Source organism: Saccharopolyspora sp. CA-218241 (genome assembly GCF_050954615.1).
Taxonomy (GTDB): Bacteria; Actinomycetota; Actinomycetes; order Mycobacteriales; family Pseudonocardiaceae; genus Saccharopolyspora; species Saccharopolyspora cebuensis.
In genome coordinates this window covers 118,701-144,444 of the sequence record NZ_CP191860.1, presented here as the reverse complement: position 1 = coordinate 144,444, position 25,744 = coordinate 118,701, and the positions used below count along the sequence as shown (strand labels likewise).

General features: G+C 72.7%; 25 protein-coding genes and 1 pseudogene. 12 read left to right on the top strand and 14 right to left on the bottom strand.

The annotated features are described in order from the left end of the window. Positions 1–31 precede the first annotated feature (31 nt). The 4 genes from ACQP0T_RS00805 to glf form a co-directional block, all read right to left on the bottom strand. Positions 32–991: a decaprenyl-phosphate phosphoribosyltransferase gene (locus tag ACQP0T_RS00805; protein WP_433873879.1), complete on the bottom strand. Its 960-nt coding sequence runs from the start codon at positions 989–991 to the stop codon at positions 32–34. A 280-nt stretch (positions 992–1,271) separates the two neighbouring features. Further along, positions 1,272–1,856, bottom strand: a complete 585-nt coding sequence (locus ACQP0T_RS00800; RefSeq protein WP_433870834.1) for a phosphatase PAP2 family protein — start codon at positions 1,854–1,856, stop codon at positions 1,272–1,274. Positions 1,857–1,885: 29 nt separating this feature from the next. Beyond that, on the bottom strand, positions 1,886–3,778 hold the full coding sequence (locus tag ACQP0T_RS00795; RefSeq protein ID WP_433873877.1) for a glycosyltransferase: 1,893 nt from the start codon (positions 3,776–3,778) through the stop codon (positions 1,886–1,888). Between the two features lie 127 nt (positions 3,779–3,905). Beyond that, positions 3,906–5,096, bottom strand: coding sequence for a UDP-galactopyranose mutase (glf, locus tag ACQP0T_RS00790; protein ID WP_433870833.1), 1,191 nt, complete (start codon positions 5,094–5,096; stop codon positions 3,906–3,908). 339 nt (positions 5,097–5,435) lie between these two features. Between glf and ACQP0T_RS00785 the strand changes: the two genes are divergently transcribed. Then, a complete protein-coding gene (locus ACQP0T_RS00785) occupies positions 5,436–6,662 on the top strand; it encodes a glycosyltransferase 87 family protein (protein ID WP_433870832.1) in 1,227 nt (408 codons plus the stop codon). A gap of 204 nt (positions 6,663–6,866) precedes the next feature. Further along, entirely contained in the window at positions 6,867–7,979 is a 1,113-nt protein-coding gene (locus ACQP0T_RS00780; RefSeq protein ID WP_433870831.1) for an N-acetylmuramoyl-L-alanine amidase, read from the top strand. Between the two features lies 1 nt (position 7,980). On the opposite strand, the gene ACQP0T_RS00775 is transcribed toward ACQP0T_RS00780, so the two are convergent. Continuing rightward, positions 7,981–8,790 carry an HAD family hydrolase gene (locus ACQP0T_RS00775; protein WP_433870830.1) on the bottom strand — a complete coding sequence of 270 codons (810 nt, stop codon included), beginning with the start codon at positions 8,788–8,790 and terminating at the stop codon, positions 7,981–7,983. A 271-nt stretch (positions 8,791–9,061) separates the two neighbouring features. On the opposite strand from ACQP0T_RS00775, the gene ACQP0T_RS00770 reads away from it, so the two are divergent. Then, complete coding sequence (locus ACQP0T_RS00770; protein WP_433870829.1) at positions 9,062–9,934, top strand: LLM class flavin-dependent oxidoreductase; 873 nt, start codon at positions 9,062–9,064, stop codon at positions 9,932–9,934. 320 nt (positions 9,935–10,254) lie between these two features. Here the strand turns inward: ACQP0T_RS00770 and ACQP0T_RS00765 are convergent, their stop codons facing one another. Then, positions 10,255–10,839, bottom strand: coding sequence for a helix-turn-helix domain-containing protein (locus ACQP0T_RS00765; protein ID WP_433870828.1), 585 nt, complete (start codon positions 10,837–10,839; stop codon positions 10,255–10,257). Between the two features lie 95 nt (positions 10,840–10,934). Here ACQP0T_RS00765 and ACQP0T_RS00760 point away from each other — a divergent pair, with 95 nt between their 5' ends. Continuing rightward, on the top strand, positions 10,935–11,600 hold the full coding sequence (locus ACQP0T_RS00760; protein WP_433870827.1) for an endonuclease: 666 nt from the start codon (positions 10,935–10,937) through the stop codon (positions 11,598–11,600). 283 nt (positions 11,601–11,883) lie between these two features. Here the strand turns inward: ACQP0T_RS00760 and serS are convergent. The 3 genes and pseudogenes from serS to ACQP0T_RS00745 all read right to left on the bottom strand — a co-directional run bounded on the left by serS (position 11,884) and on the right by ACQP0T_RS00745 (position 15,364). Beyond that, positions 11,884–13,145 (bottom strand): annotated as a pseudogene (gene serS / locus ACQP0T_RS00755) (serine--tRNA ligase). 383 nt (positions 13,146–13,528) lie between these two features. Next, positions 13,529–14,695, bottom strand: coding sequence for a glutathionylspermidine synthase family protein (locus tag ACQP0T_RS00750; protein ID WP_433870826.1), 1,167 nt, complete (start codon positions 14,693–14,695; stop codon positions 13,529–13,531). A gap of 3 nt (positions 14,696–14,698) precedes the next feature. Then, positions 14,699–15,364 carry a hypothetical protein gene (locus ACQP0T_RS00745; RefSeq protein ID WP_433870825.1) on the bottom strand — a complete coding sequence of 222 codons (666 nt, stop codon included), beginning with the start codon at positions 15,362–15,364 and terminating at the stop codon, positions 14,699–14,701. Between the two features lie 123 nt (positions 15,365–15,487). Here ACQP0T_RS00745 and ACQP0T_RS00740 point away from each other — a divergent pair, with 123 nt between their 5' ends. Together ACQP0T_RS00740 and ACQP0T_RS00735 are read left to right on the top strand one after the other, a co-directional pair. Further along, positions 15,488–16,483 carry a septum formation family protein gene (locus ACQP0T_RS00740; protein ID WP_433870824.1) on the top strand — a complete coding sequence of 332 codons (996 nt, stop codon included), beginning with the start codon at positions 15,488–15,490 and terminating at the stop codon, positions 16,481–16,483. 20 nt (positions 16,484–16,503) lie between these two features. Then, positions 16,504–16,854 (top strand): metallopeptidase family protein, encoded by a 351-nt coding sequence (locus ACQP0T_RS00735; RefSeq protein WP_433870823.1) that lies wholly within the window; start codon positions 16,504–16,506, stop codon positions 16,852–16,854. A gap of 121 nt (positions 16,855–16,975) precedes the next feature. Here the strand turns inward: ACQP0T_RS00735 and ACQP0T_RS00730 are convergent, their stop codons facing one another. Together ACQP0T_RS00730 and pheA are read right to left on the bottom strand one after the other, a co-directional pair. After that, entirely contained in the window at positions 16,976–17,611 is a 636-nt protein-coding gene (locus ACQP0T_RS00730) for a histidine phosphatase family protein (protein WP_433870822.1), read from the bottom strand. After that, positions 17,608–18,525 carry a prephenate dehydratase gene (gene pheA / locus ACQP0T_RS00725; RefSeq protein WP_433870821.1) on the bottom strand — a complete coding sequence of 306 codons (918 nt, stop codon included), beginning with the start codon at positions 18,523–18,525 and terminating at the stop codon, positions 17,608–17,610. Before pheA ends, ACQP0T_RS00730 begins: the two co-directional genes overlap by 4 nt. Positions 18,526–18,723: 198 nt before the next feature. Here pheA and ACQP0T_RS00720 point away from each other — a divergent pair, with 198 nt between their 5' ends. The 5 genes from ACQP0T_RS00720 to ACQP0T_RS00700 all read left to right on the top strand — a co-directional run bounded on the left by ACQP0T_RS00720 (position 18,724) and on the right by ACQP0T_RS00700 (position 21,868). Next, positions 18,724–19,335, top strand: a complete 612-nt coding sequence (locus tag ACQP0T_RS00720) for a macro domain-containing protein (RefSeq protein WP_433870820.1) — start codon at positions 18,724–18,726, stop codon at positions 19,333–19,335. A 159-nt stretch (positions 19,336–19,494) separates the two neighbouring features. After that, complete coding sequence (locus tag ACQP0T_RS00715; RefSeq protein WP_433870819.1) at positions 19,495–20,025, top strand: DoxX family protein; 531 nt, start codon at positions 19,495–19,497, stop codon at positions 20,023–20,025. A gap of 49 nt (positions 20,026–20,074) precedes the next feature. Further along, positions 20,075–20,716 carry a response regulator gene (locus ACQP0T_RS00710; RefSeq protein WP_433870818.1) on the top strand — a complete coding sequence of 214 codons (642 nt, stop codon included), beginning with the start codon at positions 20,075–20,077 and terminating at the stop codon, positions 20,714–20,716. Between the two features lie 161 nt (positions 20,717–20,877). After that, entirely contained in the window at positions 20,878–21,216 is a 339-nt protein-coding gene (locus ACQP0T_RS00705) for a hypothetical protein (RefSeq protein WP_433870817.1), read from the top strand. 16 nt (positions 21,217–21,232) lie between these two features. After that, positions 21,233–21,868, top strand: coding sequence for a class F sortase (locus tag ACQP0T_RS00700; protein WP_433870816.1), 636 nt, complete (start codon positions 21,233–21,235; stop codon positions 21,866–21,868). Positions 21,869–21,871: 3 nt separating this feature from the next. Here the strand turns inward: ACQP0T_RS00700 and ACQP0T_RS00695 are convergent, their stop codons facing one another. After that, positions 21,872–23,020 carry a GAF domain-containing protein gene (locus tag ACQP0T_RS00695; protein ID WP_433870815.1) on the bottom strand — a complete coding sequence of 383 codons (1,149 nt, stop codon included), beginning with the start codon at positions 23,018–23,020 and terminating at the stop codon, positions 21,872–21,874. A 314-nt stretch (positions 23,021–23,334) separates the two neighbouring features. Beyond that, a complete protein-coding gene (locus ACQP0T_RS00690) occupies positions 23,335–23,754 on the bottom strand; it encodes a MarR family winged helix-turn-helix transcriptional regulator (protein WP_433870814.1) in 420 nt (139 codons plus the stop codon). A gap of 82 nt (positions 23,755–23,836) precedes the next feature. Here ACQP0T_RS00690 and ACQP0T_RS00685 point away from each other — a divergent pair, with 82 nt between their 5' ends. Further along, the gene (locus ACQP0T_RS00685) at positions 23,837–24,661 is read left to right on the top strand and encodes an SDR family NAD(P)-dependent oxidoreductase (protein WP_433870813.1); all 825 of its coding nucleotides are present in this window, start codon (positions 23,837–23,839) and stop codon (positions 24,659–24,661) included. A gap of 94 nt (positions 24,662–24,755) precedes the next feature. On the opposite strand, the gene ACQP0T_RS00680 is transcribed toward ACQP0T_RS00685, so the two are convergent. Further along, complete coding sequence (locus ACQP0T_RS00680; protein WP_433870812.1) at positions 24,756–25,598, bottom strand: nucleotidyltransferase domain-containing protein; 843 nt, start codon at positions 25,596–25,598, stop codon at positions 24,756–24,758. Positions 25,599–25,744 lie beyond the last annotated feature (146 nt).

Genomic DNA, 25,744 nt, shown 5'->3' with positions numbered 1-25,744 from the left:
TCCGGGTGATGTGGGGGTCGGGTGGGTCCGGCTAGAGGTAGAAGGCCAGGAAGAGGAATCCGGCCAGGACGGCGCCGAGGACCATGAGGACCTTGTCCTTGAGGACGACCTCCTCCGGCTCGCCCGCGACGCCCTTGTCGATGTCGACCGCGTAGCGCAGTATCGCGATGACCATCGGGATGATCGAGATCAAGCCCCACCGGGACTCCTCGACCGTGCGGATGTCGTAGGCCCACAGCGCGTAGGACATGATCGTGATCGCCGCCGCGATCGCCCACACGAAGCGCAAGTAGGACGGCGAGTACGCCTTCAGCGACTTGCGGATCTTCGCGCCGGTGTCCAGCGCCAGCTTCACCTCGGCGTAGCGCTTGCCCGCCACCATGAACAGCGAGCCGAACGCCACGATCAGGTAGAACCACTGCGTGATGACCAGTCCGGCGGCGGCACCACCGGCGATGGCGCGCAGCAGGAAGCCGGAGGCCACGATGCACAGGTCGATCACCGGCTGGTGCTTCAGCCCGAAGCAGTAGCCGAGCTGCACCGCGATGTAGACCGCCATCACGGTCAGCAGCGGCACGCTGGTCAGCGCGGAGATCAACAGCGAGCCGCCGAGCAGCAGCACGCACACCGCGTAGGCGATCGGCACCGGGATCAGCCCGGCGGCGATCGGGCGGTTGCGCTTGGTCGGGTGCTGCCGGTCGGCCTCGACGTCGATGGCGTCGTTGACGAAGTAGATGCCCGAGGCGGCCATCGAGAAGACGATGAAGGCGATCACCGCGTCCAGCAGGATCGCCGGTTCCAGGATGTGGCCCGCCGCGAACGGCACCGCCAGCACCAGGACGTTCTTCACCCACTGCTTCGGGCGCAGCTCCTTGACCAGCCCGGAGACCAGACCGGCCGGCGTGCCCGCCTTGGCGGTGACCTTCGCGTGGTAGGCATCCGACGACTTGTCCTTGACGTCGTCCGAGGCCTCCGCGCCGGGCTCCAGCACCTCGTCGCCGAACTCGGCGCCGATGCTGCCCTCCGAGTCGGTCTCGACCTCGGCCTCTTCGCGCTCCAGCTCGGTCCGCCGCGACGCGCTTCCGTTCACCGAGGCACCGTCCTTCGAGGCACCGTTCTTCGAGGCACCGCCGTTCGAGGCGTCGTCGTCCGTGGCGTCGTTCTTCGCGGCGACGCCGTTCGACGACGCGTCGGCGGTCGCCCCCTCGTCGTCGGTCTTCGCAGCGGTGTCGACCTGGACGTCGTCCGGCCGCTGCTCCTGCTCGTTCTTGTCAGGCACGGTTCCTCCGCCGTGTCATGAATCGCCGGACGCCCAGCGCAACGGCCCCGCCCAGCGCGGACCCGGCGACCACATCGCTCGGATAGTGAACCCCCAGGACAAGACGGCTGACCATCATCGGCGGCACGAGCACCGGGGTCAGCTTCTTGCCCGTCAACCCGCCGTAGAGCACCGCGGCCGCCGTCGTGGAGGTCGCGTGCGAGGACGGGAAGCTCAACTTGCTCGGCGTGCCGACCAGGACCCGCACGCCGGGGTCGCCCGGGCGGCGGCGCCGGACCACCCGCTTGACCGCGATCGACGCGGCGTGGGCGGCGGCGACCCCGGCCGCGGCGGTGAGCCACTCGGCGCGGCGCGGGCGGTCGGCGACGGCGCCGATCGCGCCGATCGCCAGCCAGCCGCCCGCGTGCTCGCCGAACAGCGACATCGCTCGCGCGGCCTTCACCACGGGCGGCTTGGCCAGGGCGTCCTGCACCGAGCGCAGCGCCCGGGTCTCGGTGGTGACCTCCGGCGCCGGTTCGTCGTCGGGCACGGCGACCGGCACGTCGGGGGCGGTCGCCGAGGTCAGCTCTGCAGCCACTTCATCTCCGGGGGGGTTTCGGGGCCGGGTCACTTCTGGTCGAAGACCTGCTTCCAGGACTCGGCACTGGTGAGCTCGGGAAGCGCGGCGCGGTACGCCGCGCGCAGCCGGGACCACTCCTGGCCCAGCTTCTTGTAGTTGGCCATCGCCCGGAGCCCCAGCCGCCGGAACTCCTCGGGGTCGCGACGGCGGAAGGCCACGCCGCTGCCGTCGGCGTTGGACACGGTCGCGCTGTCCAGGTTGCCGAGCAGGAACCAGCGGGCGCTGGCGGCGGGCACGTTGAGCTGCGGCCGGTCGGAGGCCTCGCCGGAGGGCTCCTTGAGGTTGTGCAGCAGCGCCTTGGACGCCCGCGCCGCGATCACCGCCGGGTTCACCGGCGGCTTGAGCAGCCCCTCGGCCATCACCGGGTCGGCGAAGGGCTGCGGGAACTCGCGGGCCGAGGGCAGCGTCCGCGCGTCGTCGTAGTCCTTGCGCAGCTCGCGAACCTCCGGCAGCGCCGTGCGCAGGCTCTCGAACAGGCCCTCCGGTCCGGCCATGAAGTCCTCGATGGCCCGCTGCTGCACCGCGACCGTGGAGTACTCCATCGACAGCAGGTGCCGCAGGGTGAGCTTGAGGCCCTGCTTGACGATGCCGGTCTTGACGTCCTCCGGGCTGTGCAGCGCGGCCAGGATCAGCCGGTTGCGGGTGTGGAAGTACGCCGTCCAGTCGGTCGCGTCGTTCTTGTCGGTCCACGGCATGTGCCAGATCGCCGCGCCCGGCAGGGTGACCGTCGGGTAGCCGTGGCCGCCCGCGCGCAGCGAGTACTCCGCGTCGTCCCACTTGATGAACAGCGGGAGCGGCAGCCCGGTATCCTCGATGACCTCGCGCGGGAACAGGCACATCCACCAGCCGTTGTAGGTGGAGTGGATCCGCGGGTGCAGCTTGGGCGACTTGCGCAGCGGCTTCTTGGCGAAGTCGTGGTCGGTGACCGCGCCGGGCGCCGCCCGCCACATCGCCCCGCCGAGGTCGACGACCTCGCCCATGGTGTGCAGCCGGGACCGGGCCTGCAGGTTGAGCATCTGGCCGCCGACGATCACCGGCTGGGAGGCGGCGCGGGCGAACGCGTTGGCCCGCAGCACGCCGTCCGGCTCCAGCGCGATGTCGTCGTCGATGACCATGACCTGCTCGGCGTCGGAGTGGTAGACGCCCTCGTACATGACGCGGGTGAACCCGCCGGAACCGCCGAGGTTGGCCTGCTCGATCACGTGGAGCTTGTCGCCGAGCCGCTGGGCGGCCAGGTCGAAGCCCTCGGTGTCGCGGATCTTCTGCGGCCCCTGGTCGGCCACGATGACGCGCTCGACGACGTCCATCACCTGCGGGTCCTCGCCGAGGGTCTGCAGCGCGAGCACGCAGTCGGCGGGCCGGATGGTGGTGGTGCCGACCACGACCTGCTGCTTGGGCAGCTCCAGGTCGGTGGTCCAGGAGCCCTCGTCGATCTCCAGCGCGGCATCGTTGGTGAAGACGTCGAACCAGATCCAGCCGCCGTCCTCGAACGGGGTCAGCGCGACCCGGAACTCCAGCGACTTCCAGGACTTCGGGCTGGACACCGGCGCGCCCTGGAGGTGGACGCTGTCGCCGTTGGGCTTGGAGCGGTAGACGTCGAGCCGACCGGCGCCCTTGACCTTCAGCCGGAGCACGACCTCCTCGACCTTCGTCCAGCGCTTCCAGTAGCTGGCCGGGAAGGCGTTGAAGTACGAGGCGAGCGAGATCTTGCTGTTGGCCGGGACCTTCAGCGAGCGCCGCGAGAGCACGGTGGCCGCGCTGCTGCGGGCCTCCGGCTCGTCGAGGTACAGCGCCCGCACGTCGAGGGGGTCCTCGCCGCGCGGGAACACGATGCGCTGCAGCACCTGCTCGGCGGCCACCGCGCCGGTGCCCGCGCGCATCGACGTCGCGTCGCTGATCTTGCTCTCGCCGACCGCGGGTCCCTTGGCGGGAGCGGTCCTGGTCGCGGCGCGCTTGCTCGCGGCCTTGGCGGCGCCGGGGTCCTCGGGGGCGGTCCGGTCGGTCACGTCAGTCCTCCAGGGAGCCGTCCAGCGAACGTCCCTCGGTGAAATAAGGGGCGATCTTGTTGTCGAACATGCTCAGCGCCGAACCGATGGCCATGTGCATGTCCAGGTACTTGTACGTCCCCAGTCGACCACCGAAGAGCACACCGCGCTCCGCGGCCTCCTTCTTGGCCAGCGCGCGGTAGGCCTCCAGCTTGCGCCGGTCCTCCGGGGTGTTGATCGGGTAGTACGGCTCGTCCCCGCTCTCCGCGGCCCGGGAGTACTCGCGGACGATGACCGTCTTGTCCGACGGGTAGTGGCCGCGCTCCGGGTGGAAGTGCCGGAACTCGTGGATCCGGGTGTAGGGGATCTCCTCGTCGGCGTAGTTCATCACCGGGGTGCCCTGGAAGTCGCCGGTCGGCACGACCTCGCTCTCGAAGTCCAGGGTGCGCCAGCCCAGCTCGCCCTCGACGAAGTCGAAGTAGGCGTCCAGCGGGCCGGTGTAGACGACCGGGACCTCGGCGGGCAGCTCGTCGCGCACGTCGAAGTAGTCGGTGCTCAGCCGCACGTCGATGTTGTCGTGCTCGGCCATCCGGGTCAGCCAGGCGGTGTAGCCCTCGACCGGCAGGCCCTCGTAGGTGTCGTTGAAGTAGCGGTTGTTGAAGGTGTAGCGGACCGGGAGCCTGCTGATCGTGGCGGCGGGCAGTTCCTTCGGGTCGGTCTGCCACTGCTTGGCGGTGTAACCGCGCACGAACGCCTCGTACAGCGGGCGCCCGATCAGCGAGATCGCCTTCTCCTCGAGGTTCGCCGCCTCGGCGGTGTCGATCTCGGCGGCCTGCTCGGCGACCAGCTCCTTGGCCTCGTCCGGGCTGAACGCGCGGCCGAAGAACTGCGACAGCAGGCCGAGGTTCATCGGGAACGAGTACACCTGCCCCTGGTGCTTGGTGAACACCCGGTGCTGGTAATCGGTGAAGTCCGTGAACTGGTTCACGTACTCCCACACCCGCTTGTTGGACGTGTGGAACAGGTGGGCGCCGTAGCGGTGCACCTCGATGCCCGTTTCGGGCTCCGCCTCGGAATAGGCGTTGCCACCGATGTGGTCACGACGGTCCAGCACCAGCACCCGCTTGTCGAGCTGGGTGGCGGCGCGCTCTGCGATCGTGAGGCCGAAGAATCCGGAACCAACGACGATCAGGTCATAGCCTGCGAAGCTCACGGCGACGAGGGTAGCTGGGGCGGCGCGACGCTCCGAAACCGCGTTGACATTAGCGGAGGGACATCGTTACCCGTAGTGGTGATATCGCCGCGTTGCGGCGGACGAGAACCGCGTGTCCTGCAATTTTGTCCACCGTATCGAGTGACGAACCGCGCACTCCCCGAAGCGACCGCGATCAATCCTGACCGGGCCGGATGACCAGGCCGGCGAGTTCGCATTGGGTAGCATCGCGGCGGCGCGACCCCCGGGGTGATCCGCATCGTCCCGCGATATCCGATTCGCCGGTCCATCCGGTCGGTGGGCGCGCCACCGGGACGCGGGGAAAGGTGATCTAGGAGCGTGACTTCCGCACGCGCGCGATCTCTGCTGGCCGTGGCGATCGTGCTGGAAGTGGTGGCGATCTGGTTCGTGCACTGGATCGACACCCGGGGATACATGGACGCCGAAATTTACCGACTCGGCGCTCGCGCGTGGCTTCGCGGCAACGAGATATACGGCGGTGACCTCACCCCGGAAACGCCGGATTCGGGCACCCTGCCGTTCATCTACCCGCCGTTCGCGGCGATCCTGTTCACCCCGCTGACGTGGTTGTCCACCGAGGGCGCGGTGGTGGTCGTCTCGGTGCTCTCGCACCTGGCGATCCTGGCCACCGCCTACGCGCTCGCCCGGTCCAGCCGCTACCTCGCGCCCCGGGCGGGGCAGGTCGCACTGGCCACCGCGCTGCTGCTGCCGTGGTTCACCGTCCTCGAACCGGCCCGCGACACCATCAACTACGGCCAGATCAACCTGCTGCTGATGGGCCTGGTCGCGCTGGACTGCCTGCTGCCCCGCACCCCGTGGCCGCGCGGCCTGCTGGTCGGCCTGGCCGGGGCGATCAAGCTGACCCCGCTGGGCTTCCTGCTGCTGTTCCTGCTGCGCCGCGACCTGCGCGCGATGGCGGTGACCGGGATCACCTTCCTGGCCACGGTGCTGATCGGGCTGCTCGCCGCGCCGCGCGACTCCGCGGTGTGGTGGCTGGAGGAGATGGTCGCGACCGGCGACGAGCACGGCCTGGTCTACGCGGGCAACCAGACGCTGCGCAGCCTGCTGGCCAAGCAGGAGCTGACCGACGCCGCGCTGAACGTGCCGTGGCTGCTGGGCTGCGCGCTGCTGCTGGTCGTCGCCGTGCTCGCGATGCGCTACGCGCTGCGCACCGCCAACGTGCCGCTGGCGCTGATGTTCAACGCCGTCCTGGTGCTGCTGGTCTCGCCGATCTCCTGGTCCCACCACTGGGTGTGGGCGGCCCCCGCGCTGGCGCTGGTCGGCGCGATGGCGGTGCGGCACCGCTGGTACGGCGTGCAGCTCACCGTCGGGCTGTGCGCGCTGGCGGTGGCGATCGGACCGCACTGGTACCTGCCCTACACCAACGACCGGGAGCTGGACTGGACGTTCTCGCAGCAGGTGGTCGGCAACTCCTACGTGCTCATCGGGATCGGCTTCCTGATCGCCGGGGCGATCGGCCACCTGCGGTTCACCCGGTACCGGCCGGCGGCGGCCACCGAGGCGCCGACCTACGGCAGAGCGTGAGCCACGTCCGCCGCACCGGCGACGGCGGCACGTCACCCGGAGGGCTCGACGTTCACCGCAAGGCGCGGTGATCCACCCGTCCGGGTCAGCTTCGTTCGCCTGATCAGCGGGACGCGGCACCATCCGAACGGAGGGCGCCCCATACTCGGCCGCACCCCCGACCGAGCACCGCCGCCGCGGTGCGCTCTGCGCAGCGAGGTACCCATGCGCCGCCGGCTCGTCCTGCCGCTCGTCCTGCTGGCCACCGCCGTCCTGGCCCCCGCCGCCTTGGCCCCCGCGGCCACCGCCGTCGAGCCCGGCCCGCGCGTCGAGCACATCGCGCTGGGCGCGGTGCCGACCGCCCGCGACGCCAGCCGCGAGGTCCGCACCGACCGGCCGTTCTCGATGCTCGGCGTGCGCTGGACCGGCGCCGCGCCCGACGAGGTCGCGGTCCGGGCCCGCACCGACCGGGGCTGGCGGCCGTGGACCCCGCTGGAACCGGCCACCGACCGGGCCAGCGAACCGCTGTGGACCGGGGACGCGCGCGCCGCGCAGGTCCGCGCCACCCGCGACGGCCGCGACGTCACCGCCGAACTCCAGCTCATCGCGCTCGACCCGGGCCCCGCCCCCGCCGCCCGGCAGGCCCCCGCCGCCGGGCCGGGCGGACGGCCACCGGTGGTCGAGCGCGCCGGGTGGGGCGCCGACGAGAAGCAGACGACCTGGGCCGGGCAGGCCACCACCACCCGCGCGGTCGCCGTGCACCACACCGCCGGGAGCAACGACTACCGCTGCGCCGTCTCGGCGTCGGTGGTGCGCGGCCTGTTCCACTACCACGCCGTCGAGCTGGGCTGGGGCGACATCGGCTACCACGCGCTCGTCGACAAGTGCGGCACCGTCTTCGAGGGCCGCCGGGGCGGGCTCGACGGCGACGTCATCGGCGGGCACGCGCTCGGCTTCAACCACGAGACCTTCGGGGTGGCGATGCTCGGCAACCTCGAACAGGTCCGGCCCAGCCCCGAGACGCTGGGCGGCGTCGCCCGGATCAGCGGCTGGAAGCTGGACCGCGCGGGCGTGCCCGCCGACGGCACCGTCGTGCTCACCGGCCGGGGCGGCTCGCTGCACGCGGCGGGCGCGCGAGTCGCGCTGCCGACGATCTTCGGGCACCGCGACGTCGGCCGGACGCTGTGCCCGGGGCGGTTCGGTCACGCCGCGCTCGGCGAGATCCGCTCCCGGGCCACCGCCGCGCAGCATCCACCCGCTCAGGACCCGCCCGCCCAGGAGCCGCCCGCCCAGGAGTCACCGGCCGAGGAGGACGACACCGCCCAGCAGGCGCTGTAGCTCACCACCAGCGCTCCAGCACCGCGGCCACCCCGTCCTCGGCGTTGCTCGCCGCCACCTCGTCGGCGACCGCGAGGACGGCGGGATGGGCGTTGCGCACCGCGATCCCGCGCCCCGCCCAGCGCAGCATCGGCACGTCGTTGGGCATGTCGCCGAAGGCGATCACCTCGCCGCGCGGCACCCCCAGCTCCTCGGCGACCTCCGCCAGCCCGGTCGCCTTGTCGACACCCGGCGCGGACAGCTCCAGCAGACCCGAACCCGTCGAGTAGGTGACGCCCAGCCGCGCGGCGAGCACCTCCTCGGCCGCCGGGGCCATCTCGGCGCTGGTCAGCTCGTCGTGCACCACCAGCAGCTTCACCGCGGGCTTGCCGGTGAGCTCGTCGGGCGGGGCCGTCCGCACGTCCACCGCCCAGGACCGGCGGAAACCCGGTTCGGCGAGGAACTGCGCGGCGGTCGTCCCCCGCGCCCGGTCGCCGACCCGCTCCACGGCGAAGGTGCACCCCGGCAGCTCCTCGCGCAGGTCGTGCACCGCGTCGTGCAGCACCAGCGGGTCGATGAGGTGGCTGCCCAGGATCCGGTCCGCCGCCACGTCGTAGCGCACCGCCCCGTTCGCGCAGACCGCGAACCCGACCCCGCCGAGCTCGTCGACCAGCGGCCCCAACCAGCGCGGCGGACGGCCGGTGACCAGGACGAACGGGACTCCGGCCGCGGTCGCCCGGCGGACGGTCGCGGTGGTGCGGGCGGTGAGGCGTTCGAGCGGATCGAGCAGGGTGCCGTCGACGTCGGAGGCGATCAGGCGAGGAGGGCGCATCGCTGCATCCTCCCCCGGCCGCGGGACGCCGAGCCGTCCGTCCCGGAAAGCCCCGCGAGCCACCCGCGCGGGTGATTGGTCGCTGCGTGAGGGGCACCTTCATCCGAGTAAGCCGGATGCAGGTGCCCCTCACTCACCAGCCCTTCGAGGTGCGGCGACGGACGTACCGGGCGGTTTCGCCCGCCCGAGCGATTGCGTCCCGGGCACCGGCGCACATCACGTTGGCGTCATCGGGTCGATCCCCCGGGCGCGTACCGATACGGTCGGAGCCGTGCGAGTTGGGATCGTGATTCTGCCCGAACACCGGTGGTGGGCCGCCGAGCCGCTGTGGCGGATGGCCGAGGAGTACGGCTTCGCCCACGCCTGGACCTACGACCACATCGGCTGGGGCGAGCTGGTGGACAAACCGTGGTTCGACGCGGTACCGACGCTCACCGCCGCCGCCACCGTGACCACGACGATCCGGCTGGGCACGCTGGTGGCGTCGCCGAACTTCCGGCACCCGGTGCACTTCGCCCGCGAGCTCACCGCGCTCGACGACATCAGCGACGGGCGGCTCACCCTCGGCATCGGCGCCGGGGGCCCGGGCTTCGACGCGGGCGTGCTGGGCGCGCCCGAGCTCACCGCCGGGCAGCGGACCGACCGGTTCGCCGAGTTCCTCGACCTGCTCGACCGCATCCTGACCTCGGACCGCACCGACTACCAGGGCGAGCACTACGCGGCCGTCGGGGCGCGGCGCAGCCCCGGCTGCGTGCAGGTGCCGCGACTGCCGTTCGTCGTCGCCGCCAACGGCCCGCGCACGATGCGGCTCGCGGCCCGCTACGGCAAGGGCTGGGTGACCACCGGCCGCCCCGCCGACGACGTCGAGTCGTGGTGGCGCTCGGTCGCCGACCTGTCGCTGCGGTTCGCCGACACCCTCGCCGAGCACGGCCGCGAACCGGCCTCGGTGGACCGCTACCTCCAGATCGACGCCGGACCGGCCTACGCGCTGTCCAGCGCCGAGCACTTCCGCGAGGTGGTCGGCCGCGCGGCCGAGCTCGGGTTCACCGACGTCATCACGCACTGGCCGCGCCCCGAGGAGCCCTACATGGGTTCGGAAGCCACGGTCGAAGAGGTCGCCTCCGAGGTCCTGCCGGAGCTCTAGGTGTCCGGCTCACCCGGCGGAGCGGTGCGGGTGGCGGAACCTCAGCGCCCGAGGGGTTCGGCGGTTCTTGAAGCGGCGCGGCTGCTCGTCGCCACGCACTACCGTCAGACAAGCGGCGCCCGCCGCTTCCGCCTTGCCCCACCTGAGCAACCGGCACCGCCGCCCGTGCTCGGACGTTAGCGCTCAGCGGCCTTCTCGCGAGGACAGCGCCGACGCCGTGTACGAAGTGGGTACATCAGGAGGCGATCCCGCAGCGAGAAGGCCGCTGAGGTTCCGCCACCGGCACCGCCACGCAACCGGACCACGGCACCACCAAAGCATCACTCGGCGAGGGTGGCTCCTACCGCGAGGAACTCCGCGGGTTCCCGGCCCACCGCCGAGAGCCGGTGCGGCACCCGGGAGCTGAAGCTGACGCTGTCGCCCGCCCGCAGCGTCGTGGAGTCCTCGCTGAACTCGACCAGCAGCTCGCCGCTGAGCACGTACAGCCAGTCGTGCCCGACGTGGCGCACCGGCCGCACGCCCTCGGCGGTGCGGGTCAGCCGGTAGCGCGCCGCGTACATCCCGGGGATCACCGCGCGCGGCGTGAGCACCTGGAGCACCAGGCCCTCGTCGACGACCGTCCTGGCCTCGTCGCCGCGCAGCACGACCACCGCCGGGCCCGGCTTGGTGTCGGTGAACAGCTCGGAGAGGTCGATGTCCAGCGCGTCGGCCAAGCGCGCCAGCACCTCCAGCGCGGGCGTGGGGCCGCCGCCTTCCAGGTCGCCGAGCTGCGCGGTGTCGAGCCCGGCGCGTTCGGCCAGCGCCGCCGGGGCGAGGCCGCGCTCCTCGCGCCGGCGGCGGACCCGGTCGCCCAGGCCCTCCAGGGCTTGCCCCGGGGGCTCCGGCCCGTCCGCTCGATCAGCCACGCCCCCACCATAGGACGGCCGCGCCCGCTCCGCCGCGACGTCGGGTGTGCGCTGGTCGGACACCGGGTAGACCGACGGCCAGGAGGTGATGGCCGATGGCCACGAAGCAGGCGAAGCGCACCGCGCAGGTCCCGGCGCAGCGCGGCGGCACCGGGACGACGGCTCGGCGGCTGCTGGAGCGCGCGGGCACCACCTACGCCGCGGAGGCGGGCATCACGCTGGCCGACAAGCCCTCCCCCCTGTACCGGCTGCTGACCATGTCGGTCCTGCTGTCCACCCGGATCAAGGCGGGCATCGCGCTGTCGGCGACCCGCGAGCTCAAGGGCTTCGGCACGCCCCGCCGGATGCGCGAGGCCACCTGGCAGCAGCGGGTCGACGCGCTGGTCCGGGGCCACTACCGGCGCTACGACGAGAGCACCGCCACCGCCCTCGGCCAGGGCGCCGACCTGATGCACCAGCGCTACGGCGACGACCTGCGCAAGCTCCGCGCGGAGGCCGACGGCGACCCGCGCGCGGTGCGGCGGCTGCTCCAGGAGTTCCCCCGGCTCGGTCCGGTCGGCGCGGACATCTTCTGCCGCGAAGCGCAGGGCGTGTGGCCGGAGCTGCGGCCCTACTTCGACCGCAAGGCGCTCCAGTCCGCCGAGCGCATCGGCCTGCCCACCGACCCGGACGGGCTGGCGAAGCTGGTACGCGCCGACGACCTGGACCGCTTCGCGGCGGCGCTGATCCGCGTCGACCTCGAACCGGACCTGCTCGGCTGACCCGCCCTTCACCCGTCCGTGAGCTGAGTGAGGGGCACCTTTGCCCGAGTTGGGCAAGGATGCCCCTCACTCACGTCACGTTCGGGTGGAGGCCCCTTCGGAGCGCGGCGGAGCCACTGCGCGGTGCGGCTACCCGGTCGGCACCACGGCGGGTGCTCAGCGGATCGCGAGGACTGTCGCGACGCCACTTGCGTCGTGGGCGAGCGGCTCCCGGGGTGCGGGGAAACGCTGAGGTCCCGCTGGCCCGCACCGCCACGTGGGTCCCGAGCCCTGAGCGGGGCACTCAGCCCTTCGGCTCCAGGACCTCGACACCGCCGAGGAACGGGCGCAGTGCCTCGGGCACCCGCACCGAGCCGTCGGCCTGCTGGTGGTTCTCCAGGATCGCCACCATCCAGCGGGTCGTGGCCAGCGTGCCGTTGAGCGTGGCGCAGTGCTGGGTGCGGCCCTCGTCGCGGTGGCGGACGTTGAGCCGCCGCGCCTGGAACGTGGTGGTGTTCGACGTCGAGGTCAGCTCGCGGTAGGTCTGCTGGCTCGGCACCCACGCCTCGCAGTCCAGCTTGCGGGCCGCGCTCGCGCCGAGGTCACCGGCCGCCGTGTCGATGACCCGGTAGGGCACCTCGATCTTGGCGAGCATCTCCTCTTCCCACGCGAGCAGGCGCTCGTGCTCGGCCTCGGCGTCCTGCTCGGCGCAGTAGACGAACATCTCCAGCTTGTTGAACTGGTGGACCCGGATGATCCCCCGGGTGTCCTTGCCGTACGACCCGGCCTCGCGGCGGAAGCAGGTCGACCAGCCCGCGTAGCGCAGCGGTCCGCCGGAGAGGTCCACGATCTCGTCCGCGTGGTAGCCGGCCAGCGGCACCTCCGAGGTCCCGACCAGGTAGAGGTCGTCCTCCTCCAGCCGGTACACCTCGCCGGCGTGCGCGCCGAGGAACCCGGTGCCGTCCATGATCTCCGGGCGCACCAGCACCGGCGGCACCACCAGGTCGAACCCGGCGGCGGTGGCCTGGGCGGCGGCCATGTTCAGCAGCGCCAGCTCCAGCTGCGCGCCGACGCCCTTGAGGAAGTAGAACCGGGCGCCCGAGACCTTCGCGCCGCGCTCCATGTCGATCGCGCCGAGCCCGGTGCCCAGCTCCAGGTGGTCCTTGACCGGGAAGTCGAACTCGCGGGGGTGCCGACGTGCTTGAGCGTGACGAAGTCGGCCTCGCCGCCGGCCGGCGTGCGCGGGTCGATGACGTTGGAGATCCGGCGCTGCGCCGCGAGCAGCTCCTCGTCGGCCGCGGACTGCTCCGCCTCGGCGGTCTTCACCCGCGCGGCGAGCTGCTTGGCCTCGGCGAGCAGCCCTTCGCGCTCCTCGCCCTTGGCCCCGCCGACGAGCTTGCCCAGCCGCTTCTGCTCGGCGCGCAGCGTGTCGGCCTGGGACACCGCCGACCTGCGACGCTCGTCGGCGGACAGCAGCGCGTCCACCAGCGCCGCGTCCTCGCCCCGGGCGCGCTGCGAAGCGCGCACCGCTTCCGGATCCTCGCGTAGCGTCTTCAGGTCGATCACAGCAGGTCAGCGTAGCGGCCCACGCACCCCCGACGGCCATCGGGTGCCACTGGACAGCCGCGCCCGACCCACCACCGGTTTCACCCGGAAGTGAACTGAGTGAGGGGCACCCTCGCCCGAGTTGTTGGGAGTCGTTTCGGAATGCGGCGGAGCCGCATGCGGTGCGGCCGTCAACCGGCACCGCTGCCCGTGCTCGGACGGTGCCGCTCAGCGGTCCCCTCGCGAGGACAGCCGTGACGCCGTGTCCGTGTTCGGTACATCAGGAACGGATCCCGGAGCGAGCAGGCCGCTGAGGTTCCGCCACCCGCACCGCCACGCAGGCCATTGGCGAAAGCGGTCCTCGCTCGGACAGGGTGCCCCTCACTGGGGAAAGCGCCACCCGATCAGGAGCCGGGGATGCGGTGCGGGACGAAGGCGGCGCCGTCGTCGGTGATCAGACCGGCGGTCTCCCGGATGCCCAGGCCCGCCGAGGAGTCGCCGACGATCCAGGCGCCCAGCGCCGGACGCATCCCGTCGAACTCGGGCAGCGGGTCGAACGCCTGGTAGACGTAGCCCTCCTCGCCGTAGACGCCGCCGGTCTCGGTCTCCCAGCCGGGGGCGACGACGGTGATGTTGCTGCCCTCGCGGCCGAGCCGGGGCTTGCGCACGTACTCGGTGAGCAGGCCGGGCTGGTCGAGGAACGTGGGCAGCAGGTTCGGGTGGCCCGGGTGCATCTCCCAGAGGACCGCCAGCAGCGCCTTGTTCGACAGCAGCATCTTCCACAGCGGCTCGACCCACTGCGTCTTGGGCAGCGCGCTCACCGCGTGCTTGCCGAACTCGTCGTCGACCATCCACTCCCAGGGGTAGATCTTGACGGCGGTGTTCAACGGCGCCTCTTCGAGGTCGACGAACCGCTCCAGCAGCGAGTCCCAGCCGATCTCCTCGATGGGCAGCCCGACGGTGTCCATCCCCGCCTCGGCGGCGGTCTCCTGGAGGTAGGCGGCGGTGAGGTTGTCCTCCCCGGAGGTGTCCGAGGACGACCAGGTGAAGTGCACCTCGCGGGTGGCGAGCTGGTCGCTGATCTCCTCCCAGCGCTCGACCAGCTTCTCGTGGATCGAGTTCCACTGGTCGTCGCCGCCGTGCACCTCGGTCAGCCAGTGCCACTGCACGACCGCCGCCTCCAGCAGCGAGGTCGGCGTGTCGGCGTTGTACTCCAGCAGCTTGGCCGGGCCGCTGCCGTCGTAGCGCAGGTCGAAGCGGCCGTAGAGGTGCGGGTCACCGCGCCGCCACGACTCGGCGATGTGCGGCCAGACGTACTCGGGGATGCCGAAGTCCTTGTACCGCTCGGTGGTGATCACGTGGTCCACCGCGTCCAGGCACATCGAGTGCAGCAGCTCGACGTCGGCCTCCAGCGAGAGCACCTCGTCGAGGCCGAACTCGTAGTGCACGCCCTCGTCCCAGTAGGGCCGGGCGGTGCCGTCGGCCTCGCGCGCGGGGGTGCCGAAGACCAGCCCCAGCTCCTCGACCTTCGCCTGCCAGTCCGGCCTGCGCTGACCAGTCCTGCGTCGCACCCGTCAGCTCCCGCTTCCGCCCTTGTTGGTGATGCCGAACCCGCCGCGCTGGATGGTCTGCCCGCGGGTGTTCTTGATCTGCGAGTCGGTCGGCTTGGTGAACGAGGAGCCCTGCACGGTCTGCCCCGGAGTCGGCGCCGGCGCGCCGGGCTGGGTGTAGCCGTAGCGGTACTGCGGCACCGGCTGGCCCATCATGCCGCCCGGCAGGATCATCGGCATGAAGAACATCCCGCCGCTGACGTAGCCGCCCTGCGACTCGGCGTACTCCGGGGTGCACTTCTCCGGGTCCTGCGCGACCGGGTTGTTCGGGTCGTTCGACGCGCAGAACTCGGTGACGGCGGTCGCCTCGTTGCGGTACTCCGAGGCGGAGTACATCGCGGCGACCAGCGCCACGACGCCCACCGTCGCGCCGCCGCCGATCATCACCCGGCGCCGCTTCCTGGTCTTGTCCGCGGCGGCCTGCACCTCCGCCTGGCGCTGCTCCTCCTGCCGCTTCTCGGCGGCGATCCGGGCGCGCTTCTCCGCCAGCGTGGGTTCGCGAGGTGTCGTCGTCTCGGCGTCCTGGTAGCGGATGCGCCCGCGGCGGGCCTCGTCGGCTCCCGCCTCGGACTCCTCCGGGACCCCGTTCGGCTGCTCGTCGTCCCGCTGCGGCCGGTCGTCATCTGCCACTGCTAGCCATCTTCCCTCGTAGCCACTCCCGGTAGCCACATTACCCATCCTCACCAGCGCGCGGGTCAAGAATCGGTTCCGAGGTGCCGCGCGGCGCCGCGGGCGAACGGGCATGATGTTCGTGTGGCCGAGTCAGCTCCCCCTCCACACCAGCGCCGGAAGAAGCCCGACACCCGGCTCGTGATGATCTCGGCGGCGCTCGGCGCGCTGCTGATCCTGGTGGTCAGCGCGCTGCTGAACTGGCCGACCGGCGGTGGTGGCGGCGGCTCGAACCGGTTCGGCGCGAACCCGGCCCCGCCCGCGGTGTTCGACGCCACCGCGGGCACCTGCCTGACCTGGCGGTCGGCCGACGCCTCCGACATCGGCAAGATCGGCTGCGAGCGCCCGCACCTGTTCGAGGTCACCGGCAAGGCGGACCTGGCCGCGCAGTTCCCGCCGAACGCGCCGTACCCGCCCACCGAGCAGTGGCAGCAGCTCAAGATGGACCACTGCACGCAGGTGGCGCGGAACTTCCTGGGCGGGCGCTTCGACCCCAACGGCAAGTTCGGCGTGGGCGCGTTCACCCCCAGCGAGGAGAGCTGGCGGCGCGGCGACCGGACCCTGTTCTGCGGGCTCCAGCAGCCCGGGCCGTCCGGCAGGCTGCACCCGATCACCGGCGACGCCGCGCGGATCGACCAGTCCAACACCTGGCCGGTCGGCACCTGCCTGGGCATCAACGGCACCGAGCCGTGGGACCCGGTGGACTGCGCCCAGCCGCACTCGCTGGAGATCACCGGGCTGGTCAACCTCGCCGAGCAGTTCCCCGAGGGCTACCCGCCGGTCGAGGAGCAGGACGGCTTCCTGGCCACCCGCTGCGAGGAGATCACCGCCGAGTTCGCGGGCAGCCCGACCGCCGCGCGGGACAAGGGCCTGGTCGTGTCCTGGGACACCCTGGCGCAGGAGAGCTGGGACGCCGGATCGCGCGAGGTGAACTGCAAGGTCGGCGCGACCCTGCCGGACGGCAGCGGGCTGGCCCCGGTCACCGGCAGCGTCAAGGGCGAGGTCGAGGTCGGCACCGAACCCGCGCCGGTGGACCCCACGCCGCCGCAGCCGGGCGCTCCCGCCACCGAACCGCGCTGACTTCCGGTAGAACGGGAACCATGCCGGTGGAGATGACCCGGGGGCGCTTCGAGGAGCTCGTGGGCGACGCGCTGGACCTGGTGCCCGAGGAGTTCCAGAAGGCGCTGAACAACGTCGTGGTGCTCGTCGAGGACCGCAACCCGCAGGAGCCCTCGCTGCTCGGGCTGTACGAGGGCATCGCGCTCACCGAGCGGGACAGCACCTACAGCGGCGTGCTCCCGGACCACATCACCATCTACCGCGAGGCCCTGCTGGAGATCTGCGGCAGCGAGCAGCAGGTCGTCGACGAGGTGGCGGTGACCGTGGTGCACGAGATCGCGCACCACTTCGGCATCGACGACGACCGCCTGCACGCCCTCGGCTGGGCCTAGCGACCGACGCGCCGACGCACCACCCGTCCAGGACCGGGTGAGGGGCACCCTTGCCCGAGTTACTTGGGCAAGGGTGCCCCTCACTCGGCTTGCGATCGGGTGCACCCGTCCAGGTGCCGGGCTACAGGTCCAGGCCGTCCCAGGTGGTGCAGGTCCAGCCGGTCGCGGCGTCCGGGTCGGCGTCGAGCACGATGAGGCCGGTGTTGGGCAGGTGGACCGCGTCGGCCATCTCGCCGGTGACGTTGGCCGCCAGGTGCTGACCCACCATCCGCAGCATCGCACCGTGGCTGACCAGCACGATCGCACCGCCGGACACCCCGTCGAGGGTGCTTCGGGCCGAGTCGAGGAATCGGGTGAGCACCTCGCGGCCGGTCTGGGCGCCGGGCATCCGGACGTCCAGCTCGCCGAGCTGCCAGCGCCGGTAGACGTCCTCGAAGACGCCCATCGCCTCCGGATCGCCCCGGCCCTCGTAGTCGCCCGCGCCGATCTCGTGGGTGCCCTCGGCGATCTCCACCGGCAGCCCGAGGCGCCGGGCCAGCGGGGCCGCGGTCTCCTGGGCGCGCCGGGCGCGGCTGGCGTGGATCGCCGCGATCTTCTCCTCGCCGAGCCGCTCGGCCAGGGTCAGGGCCTGCCGGGTGCCCAGTTCGGTGAGCCCCGGTCCGGGCGGCAGGGTGTCGAGCACGTGGTGCACGTTGGCGATGGTCTGGCCGTGCCGTGCCAGGACGAGCCGCGCGCCCGCCGGTGCTTCCAGGTTCATCCGATCGCTCCCGCTCGCAGGTCGTCCACCCACTGCGCCGAGTGCCGGAACACCTGCTCGGAGGCGGCGGGCCGGACGGTGGCGGGCGACCGGTCGGCCTTCGGGTAGGACCCGAGGAACCGGACCTCGCTGCACCGCCGGTGCAGGGCGCTGAGCGCGTCCCCGATCCGGGCGTCGGCGATGTGGCCGTCGAAGTCCAGGAAGAAACGGTACTCGCCGAGGCGGTCCTTGGTCGGCCGCGATTCGATCCGGCTCAGGTTGATGCCGCGCAGCGAGAGCTCGGCGAGCAGTTCGGTGAGCGCGCCCACCTCGTCGCCGACCACGGCGGCGATCGACGTCCGGTCCGCGCCGGTGGGTTCCGGCGGGACCCCGGGCCGGCGCAGCAGCAGGAACCGGGTCACCGCGTCGGGCAGGTCGGCGATCCCCTCGGCCAGCCGCACCAGCGACGAGTACTCCTCGATCGCCGTGGGCGCGGTGACCGCGGCGTCGTGCTCACCGGCGAGCACCTCGGCGGCCGCGGCGGCGGTGGACCCGCTGACCCGCACCTCGGCGCCGGGCAGGTGCTCGGCGAGCCAGCCGCGCACCTGCCCGAGGGCGTGCGGGTGGCTGGCGACCGAGCGGACGTCGCGGGTCCCCGGCCGCACCAGCACGTCGAACCGGATCGGCAGCATGGCCTCGCGCACCGCGACGAGCGGGTCGCCGGCGCTGAGCGCGTCGAGGGTGGCGGGCACCGAGCCTTCCACCGAGTTCTCCACCGGGACGGCCGCCGCGAGCACCTCGCCCGTCCGCACCGCCCGCAACGCCTGCGACACCGCGTCGAACGGGACCAGCTCGGCGTCGAAGTCGTCGGTGAGGCAACGGGAGGCCTGCTCGGTGAAGGTGCCTCGGGGGCCCAGGTACGCGACTAGTGGCACCTGCACAGCGTACGGCGCGGCGCCACCGCACCCGCCGACGGCGCTCGCCCCCGGGTTCACCCGGACGGGGCGGCCGACCGGGTGACGTTGGTGGGGCCGGTGTTGTGCGCGGCACGTCGGTGCGTTCTCATCGCTGGTCGGAGCGCGCCTCCGAACGGGTGTGACCTACCCGATGCCACGCCCGCGGACATTCCTGCGATGCTGTCAGGCGTGACCGCAGACTCGGAGCGCTCCACGACAGGGGCGGAGCCGGAGCTGCGGCTCGTCCTCTGCGCCGTGGACGAGCCGCTCGCCGCGGCCTGGCACGAGATCGCCGACCACCGCGAGGGTCTCGCCGTCCACCGGGGTTCGGTGCTGGACCTGCGGATCGACGCGGCGGTGAGCCCCGCGAACTCCTACGGCTGGATGCGCGGCGGCATCGACGCCGTGTACGCCGCCGCCTTCCCCGAGGTGGAAGGGCAGGTGCGCAGCGCGGTGCTCGCCTACCACGGCGGGGAGCTGCCCGTCGGCGAAGCGCTGCTGGTGCCGACCGGCGTCCCCAACCCGATCTGGCTGATCAGCTCGCCCACCATGCGCCAACCCGGCGAACAGCTCCCGGCCGACACCGTGCACCCCTACCTGGCGGCGCGCGCGGTGCTGCGGCTGTGGGCCAGCGCGATCCTGGAGAACGGGACGCCGGTGCGCCACGTGGTGCACTCGATCGCGATGCCCGGGATGGGCACCGGGATCGGCGGGGTGGCGCCGGAGCTGTGCGCGCGGCAGGTCGCCGCCGCCTGGGACGAGGTCTTCGCACCGGTCGACCACCGCTGACCGGCACCTCCCGCCGACCGCATCGGAGCAGCTCAACGGGCCTGGTGCGGCCGTTCGGCGGGCACCCCCGGGTGCTTTCGGAGCAGCGGTGAAACCGGGCGGAGCGGCGGTGGAGTGCGTACCGTCGGGCCCACCGGCCGACCACCGAGGAGGTCACAGATGCTCGTTCGCCGACTGGCCCGCCCGATGCTCGCCGCCGTGTTCATCTACGGCGGCATCGGGGTGCTGCGGGACGTGCGCAACCACGCGAAGGCCGCGTCGCACCTGATGGAGAAGGCGCCGTCGTCGGTGCAGGACTCGGTTCCCGAGCAGGTGCCGTCCGATCCGGAGACGCTGGTGCGCATCGACGGCGCGGTGAAGATCGGTGGCGGCGTGCTGCTGGCGCTGGGCAAGTGCCCGCGCTTCGCGGCGCTGCTGCTCGCGGGCAGCCTGGTGCCCACGACCCTGTCCTCGCACGCGTTCTGGGAGCTCGACGACCCCGGCGAGCGGGCGGGCCAGCAGATCCACTTCCTGAAGAACGTGGGACTGCTCGGCGGCCTGCTGATCACCGCGGTGGACCACGAGGGGCGTCCCTCGGTGGGCTACCGGGCGCGGCACCGGGCCGACCGGGTGGCCGCCCAGGCGCACCAAGCCAAGGGCGCCGCGAAGCTCAGCGCCGAGAAGGGCAGGCGGAAGGCGGGGCTGAAGTAGGCCGACCCTCGCGCGACCTGCTCCGGAGCCGGTCAGTAGCGTGGAGGCCGTGCCGGTGCGGGTGCTGTTGGTCGACGATCACGAGGTGGTCCGGCGAGGTCTTCGCGACCTGCTGGATACCGAGCCCGACGTGTCGATCGTGGCGGAGGCGGGCGGCGTCGACGAGGCCGTGGTGCGCGCGCAGGCGGGACGGCCCGACGTCGCCGTCGTCGACATGCGGCTGCCCGACGGCGACGGCCTGGAGCTGTGCCGGCGGCTGCGCGCCCTGCCCGACCCGCCGCGCTGCCTGGTCCTCACCGCCTTCGACGACGAGCAGGCGCTGGTCGGCGCGATCAACGCGGGCGCGTCCGGTTACCTGCTCAAGCAGGTGCGCGGGCAGGACCTGGTGAACGCGGTCCGCGAGGTCGCCGCCGGGCATTCGCTGCTCGACCCGGTGACCACGGCGCGGGTGCTCGACCGGCTCCGGCAGTCCGCCAACCCCGAACCCGACGAGCTGGCGGCGCTGACCGAGCGGGAACGCCGCATCCTGGAGCTGATCGGCGAAGGGCTCACCAACCGCCAGATCGCCGAGCGGCTCTTCCTCGCCGAGAAGACGGTGAAGAACTACGTCACCTCGGTGCTGGCCAAGCTCGGCATGGAGCGCCGCACCCAGGCCGCCGCCTGGGTCGCGCGCAGGCAGAACGACGCCTGAGGCCCCGGGCCCGGCGTGGATGAACGGGTCCTCACGTCCACCTCATCGGATCTCCACCGTCCGGCTGCGATGCTGCACCGGCCGAGAAAATCGTTCTCCGACAACGGTTTTCCGCTCCTCGGCGACATCAGTGCCACACTTCCCACGGAAGGAAGCCGGACATGTCGACCCTCAGCAGGAAGTTGCTCGCGGCCACGCTGCTCACCGGCGCGGTCACCTTCGCCACCGCGGTCCCCGCGCTCGCCGCCGCCCCGCCCGCGGTGCACGTCCTGGCCGACGACGATGACGACGACCGCGCCCCCACCGGCGGCATCGAAGCAGGCGGCGGCGGCACCGCCAACGACGACGATGACGACGACCGCGCCCCCACCGGTGGCGTCGAAGCGGGCGGCGGCGGCACCGCCGAGGACGGCGGCCTGCTCCCGCTCGGCTTGGCCGGGGGAGCCGCGCTGGTCGTGGGGTTCGCCGCGCGCAAGCGGTTCAGCGGCGCCCGCGGCTGAGGTCCAGGAACATCCGGTGACCTCATCGCGCACCGGCGGTCGCGGGCCTCTGCGGTCCGCGGCCGTTCTCGCCCTGTGCGCCGCGCTCACCACGACCTCGGCCGCCTGCGGCGGCTCCGGCGCTCCGCCCGGCGGGGTGGTCGTCGCCGAGAGCGACCTGCGGCTGCCGCCCCCTGCCCCCGCGGTCGCGGCGGAGGCGTCGGCGCAGGTCGCCGACCCCGTGCGGGTGCGGATCCCGGCGATCGGGGTGGACGCGCCGATCGACCCGCTCGAAGTGGACGAGAACAACGTGCTGCCACCACCCGAGACCAACGAGGGCACCGGCTGGTGGCGGGGCGGGCCCGAACCGGGTGAACGCGGTCCCGCGGTGATCGCGGGCCACGTCGACTCCTACCGGGGCCCCGCGGTGTTCTTCCGGCTCGGCGACCTGCTCCCGGGGCAGGAGATCCACGTCGACCGCGCCGACGGCAGCACGGCGACGTTCGTCGCCGCGCGGATCGAACGCCACGACAAGAACGCCTTCCCGACCGAGGCCGTCTACGGCGACACCCCGACCCCGACGCTGCGGCTGATCACCTGCGGCGGCGATTTCGACGAGGCGGACCGCCGCTACCTCGACAACGTCGTCGTCTTCGCCGAGCGCGCGTCGTGACGCTCAGCCCAGCGGGACCTCCCAGGTGATGGTGGTCCCGCTGTCCGGCGAGGAGGTGATGGCGCACTGCCCGCCCGCCGCCGTGGCCCGTTCCTCCATGTTGCGCAGCCCGCGCTTGCTCACGTCGCGCGGGATGCCGCAGCCGTCGTCGACGACCTGGAGCCGCAGGCCCCGGTCGGAGCGGCGGACGCGGACCAGGACCGAGCGGGCCCCGGAATGCCGCACCACGTTGGACAGGGCTTCGCGCAGGGCCGCGCGGGCGTGGTCGGCGACGGCGACGGGCACGTCGGTGAGGTCGCCGGACAGGTCGAGCTTGGCCGGGCGCCCGAGGAGCTCCCCGGCGATGCGCACCTCGGAGCGCATCGACTCGTCGAGCGCCGGGGCCTGCGCGGAGGCTTCGGGGTCGGCGGAGCGCAGCGTGCGGGCGGTGGCGCGGACCTCGGCGATGGCCTGGTCGATCTGCCCCATCGTCTCGGAGAGCCGGTCCGCGTCGGTGCCGTCGAGCCGCCCGGACAACCGGCGTTCCAGCACCTCGAGCTGTACCCCGGCCGCGTAGAGCCGCTGCACGATCACGTCGTGCAGGTCGCGGGCGATGCGCTCGCGCTCCTGGTAGACGGCGATCCGCTGGCGGGCGGTCGAGCCCTCGGCGAGCACCAGGGCGAGCCCGGCCTGCGCCGCGAACGAGGTGAGCACGTCCACCGCGACGCGGGTGAAGGTGCTCGCCCCGCGCCGCCGGTACACCGCCAGCGCGCCGAGGCGGCGCTCCCGGGTGCCGAACGGCGCCACGGCGAACGGCCCGTACACCCGCAGCGACGGCGGCACGTACGGGGCGGTCAGCGGATCGTCGATGAGGTCGTCGACCACCACCGGGACGCCGCTGCGCGCCACCCGGGCGGCGGCCGAGCGCGACGACAGCACGGTGCCGACCGGATCGGCCAGCGGTCCGGTGGCCGACGGGGCGCCGTAGGTGGCCTCGACGGCGACGCGGCCGTCGTCGGTGCGCACGGTGACCAGCCCGAGGTCGGCCTCGGCGAGTTCGGCGGCGCGGCGCACCACCAGCGGCAGCACCGCGTCCGGGTCGTCGGCGGACAGCGCGACCCGGGTGATCTCGGTGGAGGCCGCCAGCATCCGCTTGGCGAGTCTGGGTTCCATCTCCCCTCCGAGGCTAACCGCGCCACCACCCCACCGGGTGAGCTCCGGACGCAGCTCACAGCCCTGGCAGACTCGCCGGGCGGACGGTCCTGGGCTTGGACGCGGAGGCTGCCCGCCCGCCAGGGCGGGATCACCAAAGCCGATGCGGAGGCGTGGGAGCGCGCGGATGCCGTGGTCGAGGCGATGCCCCGCAGCGCACCGGGCGCGTTGCGCGCCGACGCGATTGCGGGATGCCGGGGAACCACCCCGTTCGGACCATGAGATCCGTCCGGCCGGATCACGAGGGGGACGGCGCGCCTGCGTGTCGTGCCCGGTCAGCCGGGGTGGAGGGCTCGGCCGAGCAGGGTGGTGAGCTGCCGCAGTTCGGCGTCGGTCAGCACCGCCAGCGGGGTGCTCCGGAGGGCGTCCCGGACCACCTCGTCGCGGACCCGGCGGCCTTTGGCGGTCAGGACCAGCACTCGGGACCGGCGGTCGGCCGGGTCCACGGCGCGCTCCACCAGGCCGCGGTCGACGAGCTGGTCGGTCATGAAGGTCAGGTTCGGGGCGTTGCAGTACAGGCGCTCGGCCATCGCCTTCATCGAGGGTGGCGGCTCGGCCGGGTCGATCACCCACAGCGCCTGGAACGTCGCCGGGGTCAGGCGGTGCCCGGCCAGTGCCGACCCGGTCTGATCGACGGTCCGCATCCAGACGTCGTAGGTCGCGGCGAGCGCCGCGTGGAGATCGGGCGCGGTCATGCCGCCATCCTACCGTTAATTCGAGTGTCGAAGTACTATGCTGGTGTCGATGCTTCGAGACTCGAATCAATAGGAGGTTGACGTGGGAGAGGGCTATCGCGGTGTCACCGCACTCGTCACCGGCGCGTCGAAGGGGCTGGGGCGGGCGTACGCGCTGGAGCTGGCCCGCCGGGGAGCGCGGGTGATCCTGCTGGCCCGCTCGGAGGGCGACCTGCGAGAGCTCGCCGCGCACATCCGGGAACAGCACGGCGGGCCGGACGCCGAGGTGATCGTCGCCGACCTCGCCGCGCCGGACGGCCCGGAGCGGGTCCTGCGGGAGCTGCGCGACCGCGGCCTGTCCGTCGACCTGCTGCTCAACAACGCCGGTACGGGCAGCGCGGGCCCGTTCCTCGGCCGTCCGCTCGAACCGCAGCTGCGTTCGGTCGCGCTCAACGTCGACGGCCTGATCGCGCTGACCCACGCGATCGGCGCCGAACTGGTCAGCCACGGTCGCGGCGGCATCATCAACGTGTCCTCCACCGCGGCCTTCCAACCCATGCCCTACCAGGCCAGCTACGCCGCGACCAAGGCGTTCGTGCTCTCCTTCACCGAGGCGCTGGCCGAAGAACTGCGCGGCACCGGGGTGCACGTCATGGCCGCGCATCCCGGCCCGATCGCGACCGGCTTCTTCGACGGCACCTCCGCCACGATCAACCCGGTGGCGGACACTCCGGCCACCGTCGCGGCCCGGACCCTGGACGACTACGCCCGGCGGCGCGCGGTGTCCTACCCGGGCCGGGCCGTCACCCGTGCCGTGAACCGGGCCCTCACCTGGCCCGCGCGCGTGCTGCCGCGCACCGTCGTCGCGCGGGTGGCCGGTGCGTTCAACCGCCGAATGCGCCTGCACGAGGTCGTCGACCTCGCCTGATGCACCACCGGCGCAGCTCACAGCCCGTCCCGACCGGGTGATCGTGACCAGGTGAGGGGCACCCTGTCCCCGGTTACTCGGGCAAGGGTGCCCCTCACTCAGTCCCGGACGGGTGACGCGGGTGGGGGTCGAGGCGGTGGGTGATCCGGGCGTGGAGGTCGTGCGGGACGGCCACGCCCCAGCGCTGCTCGGCTTCGCCCGCGAGTTCCCGGCTCCAGCGCCAGCTCTCCCGCGCCGCCGCGCGGATCGCGTCCGGTTCGGCCGCGGCGGTGGTGGTCGTGTAGCGGACCTGGTCGGCCGCGGGCAGGTCGGCCTCCAGGGCCCGCGAGGGCGTGAGCCAGTGCCGGGTGCTGTCCCGGAGCAGGCGGCAGAGCTGCAACTGGTGCGGCGCGACCAGCGTGGTCAGGGCCGCGTGCGCGCGGGCGGTCTCGCCGCGGTCGAGCAGGTGGGCCAGCATCAGCGTCCAGTTGGTGAGTTCGTCGACGCGCTGCCGGGCGGTGCTGCCCGGTTCCGGCGGCACGAATTCGGCCAGCCGCGCGACCTGCTCGGTGAGCCGGCCGCTGCGGTCCAGCAGCACCGCCCGCTCCGGCTCGGGGAAGTGGACCAGGCCGCGCCAGCCCGCCATCGCCTCGATGCCCGGCCCCGCCGCTCCGAAGTGGAACTCGCCGCGCATCAGGTCGTCGAAGATCACCGCGCGCACGCCGAAGGAGTTGGTGCAGGCCAGCGCCAGCGGCGCGACCCGGGCGAGGAACGCGTCGCCGTCGAAGTCCGCGGCGTGCTCGTCCCGGACGAAGACGTAGGCCTCGACGTCGGAGTGCTCGTCGGCCTCGCCGAGGGTCCACGACCCGTACAGCAGAACCCCGTCCAGCCGGGGTTCGGCCGCGGCGACCTCGGCGAGCCGGTCGATGCGCGCGGCGAGCGCGGGGGCGCGGTTCATGGTCCTCCTCGGGTCCGGGGGTGCCCATCCTCCCGGCCCCGGCACCCCGGTCCCCACCCGTTCGACACCTGAGTGAGGGGCACCTTCATCGGGCCATGTCGGAAGAAGGTGCCCCTCACCTGCCCGGGAACCGGTCACGGTCACCC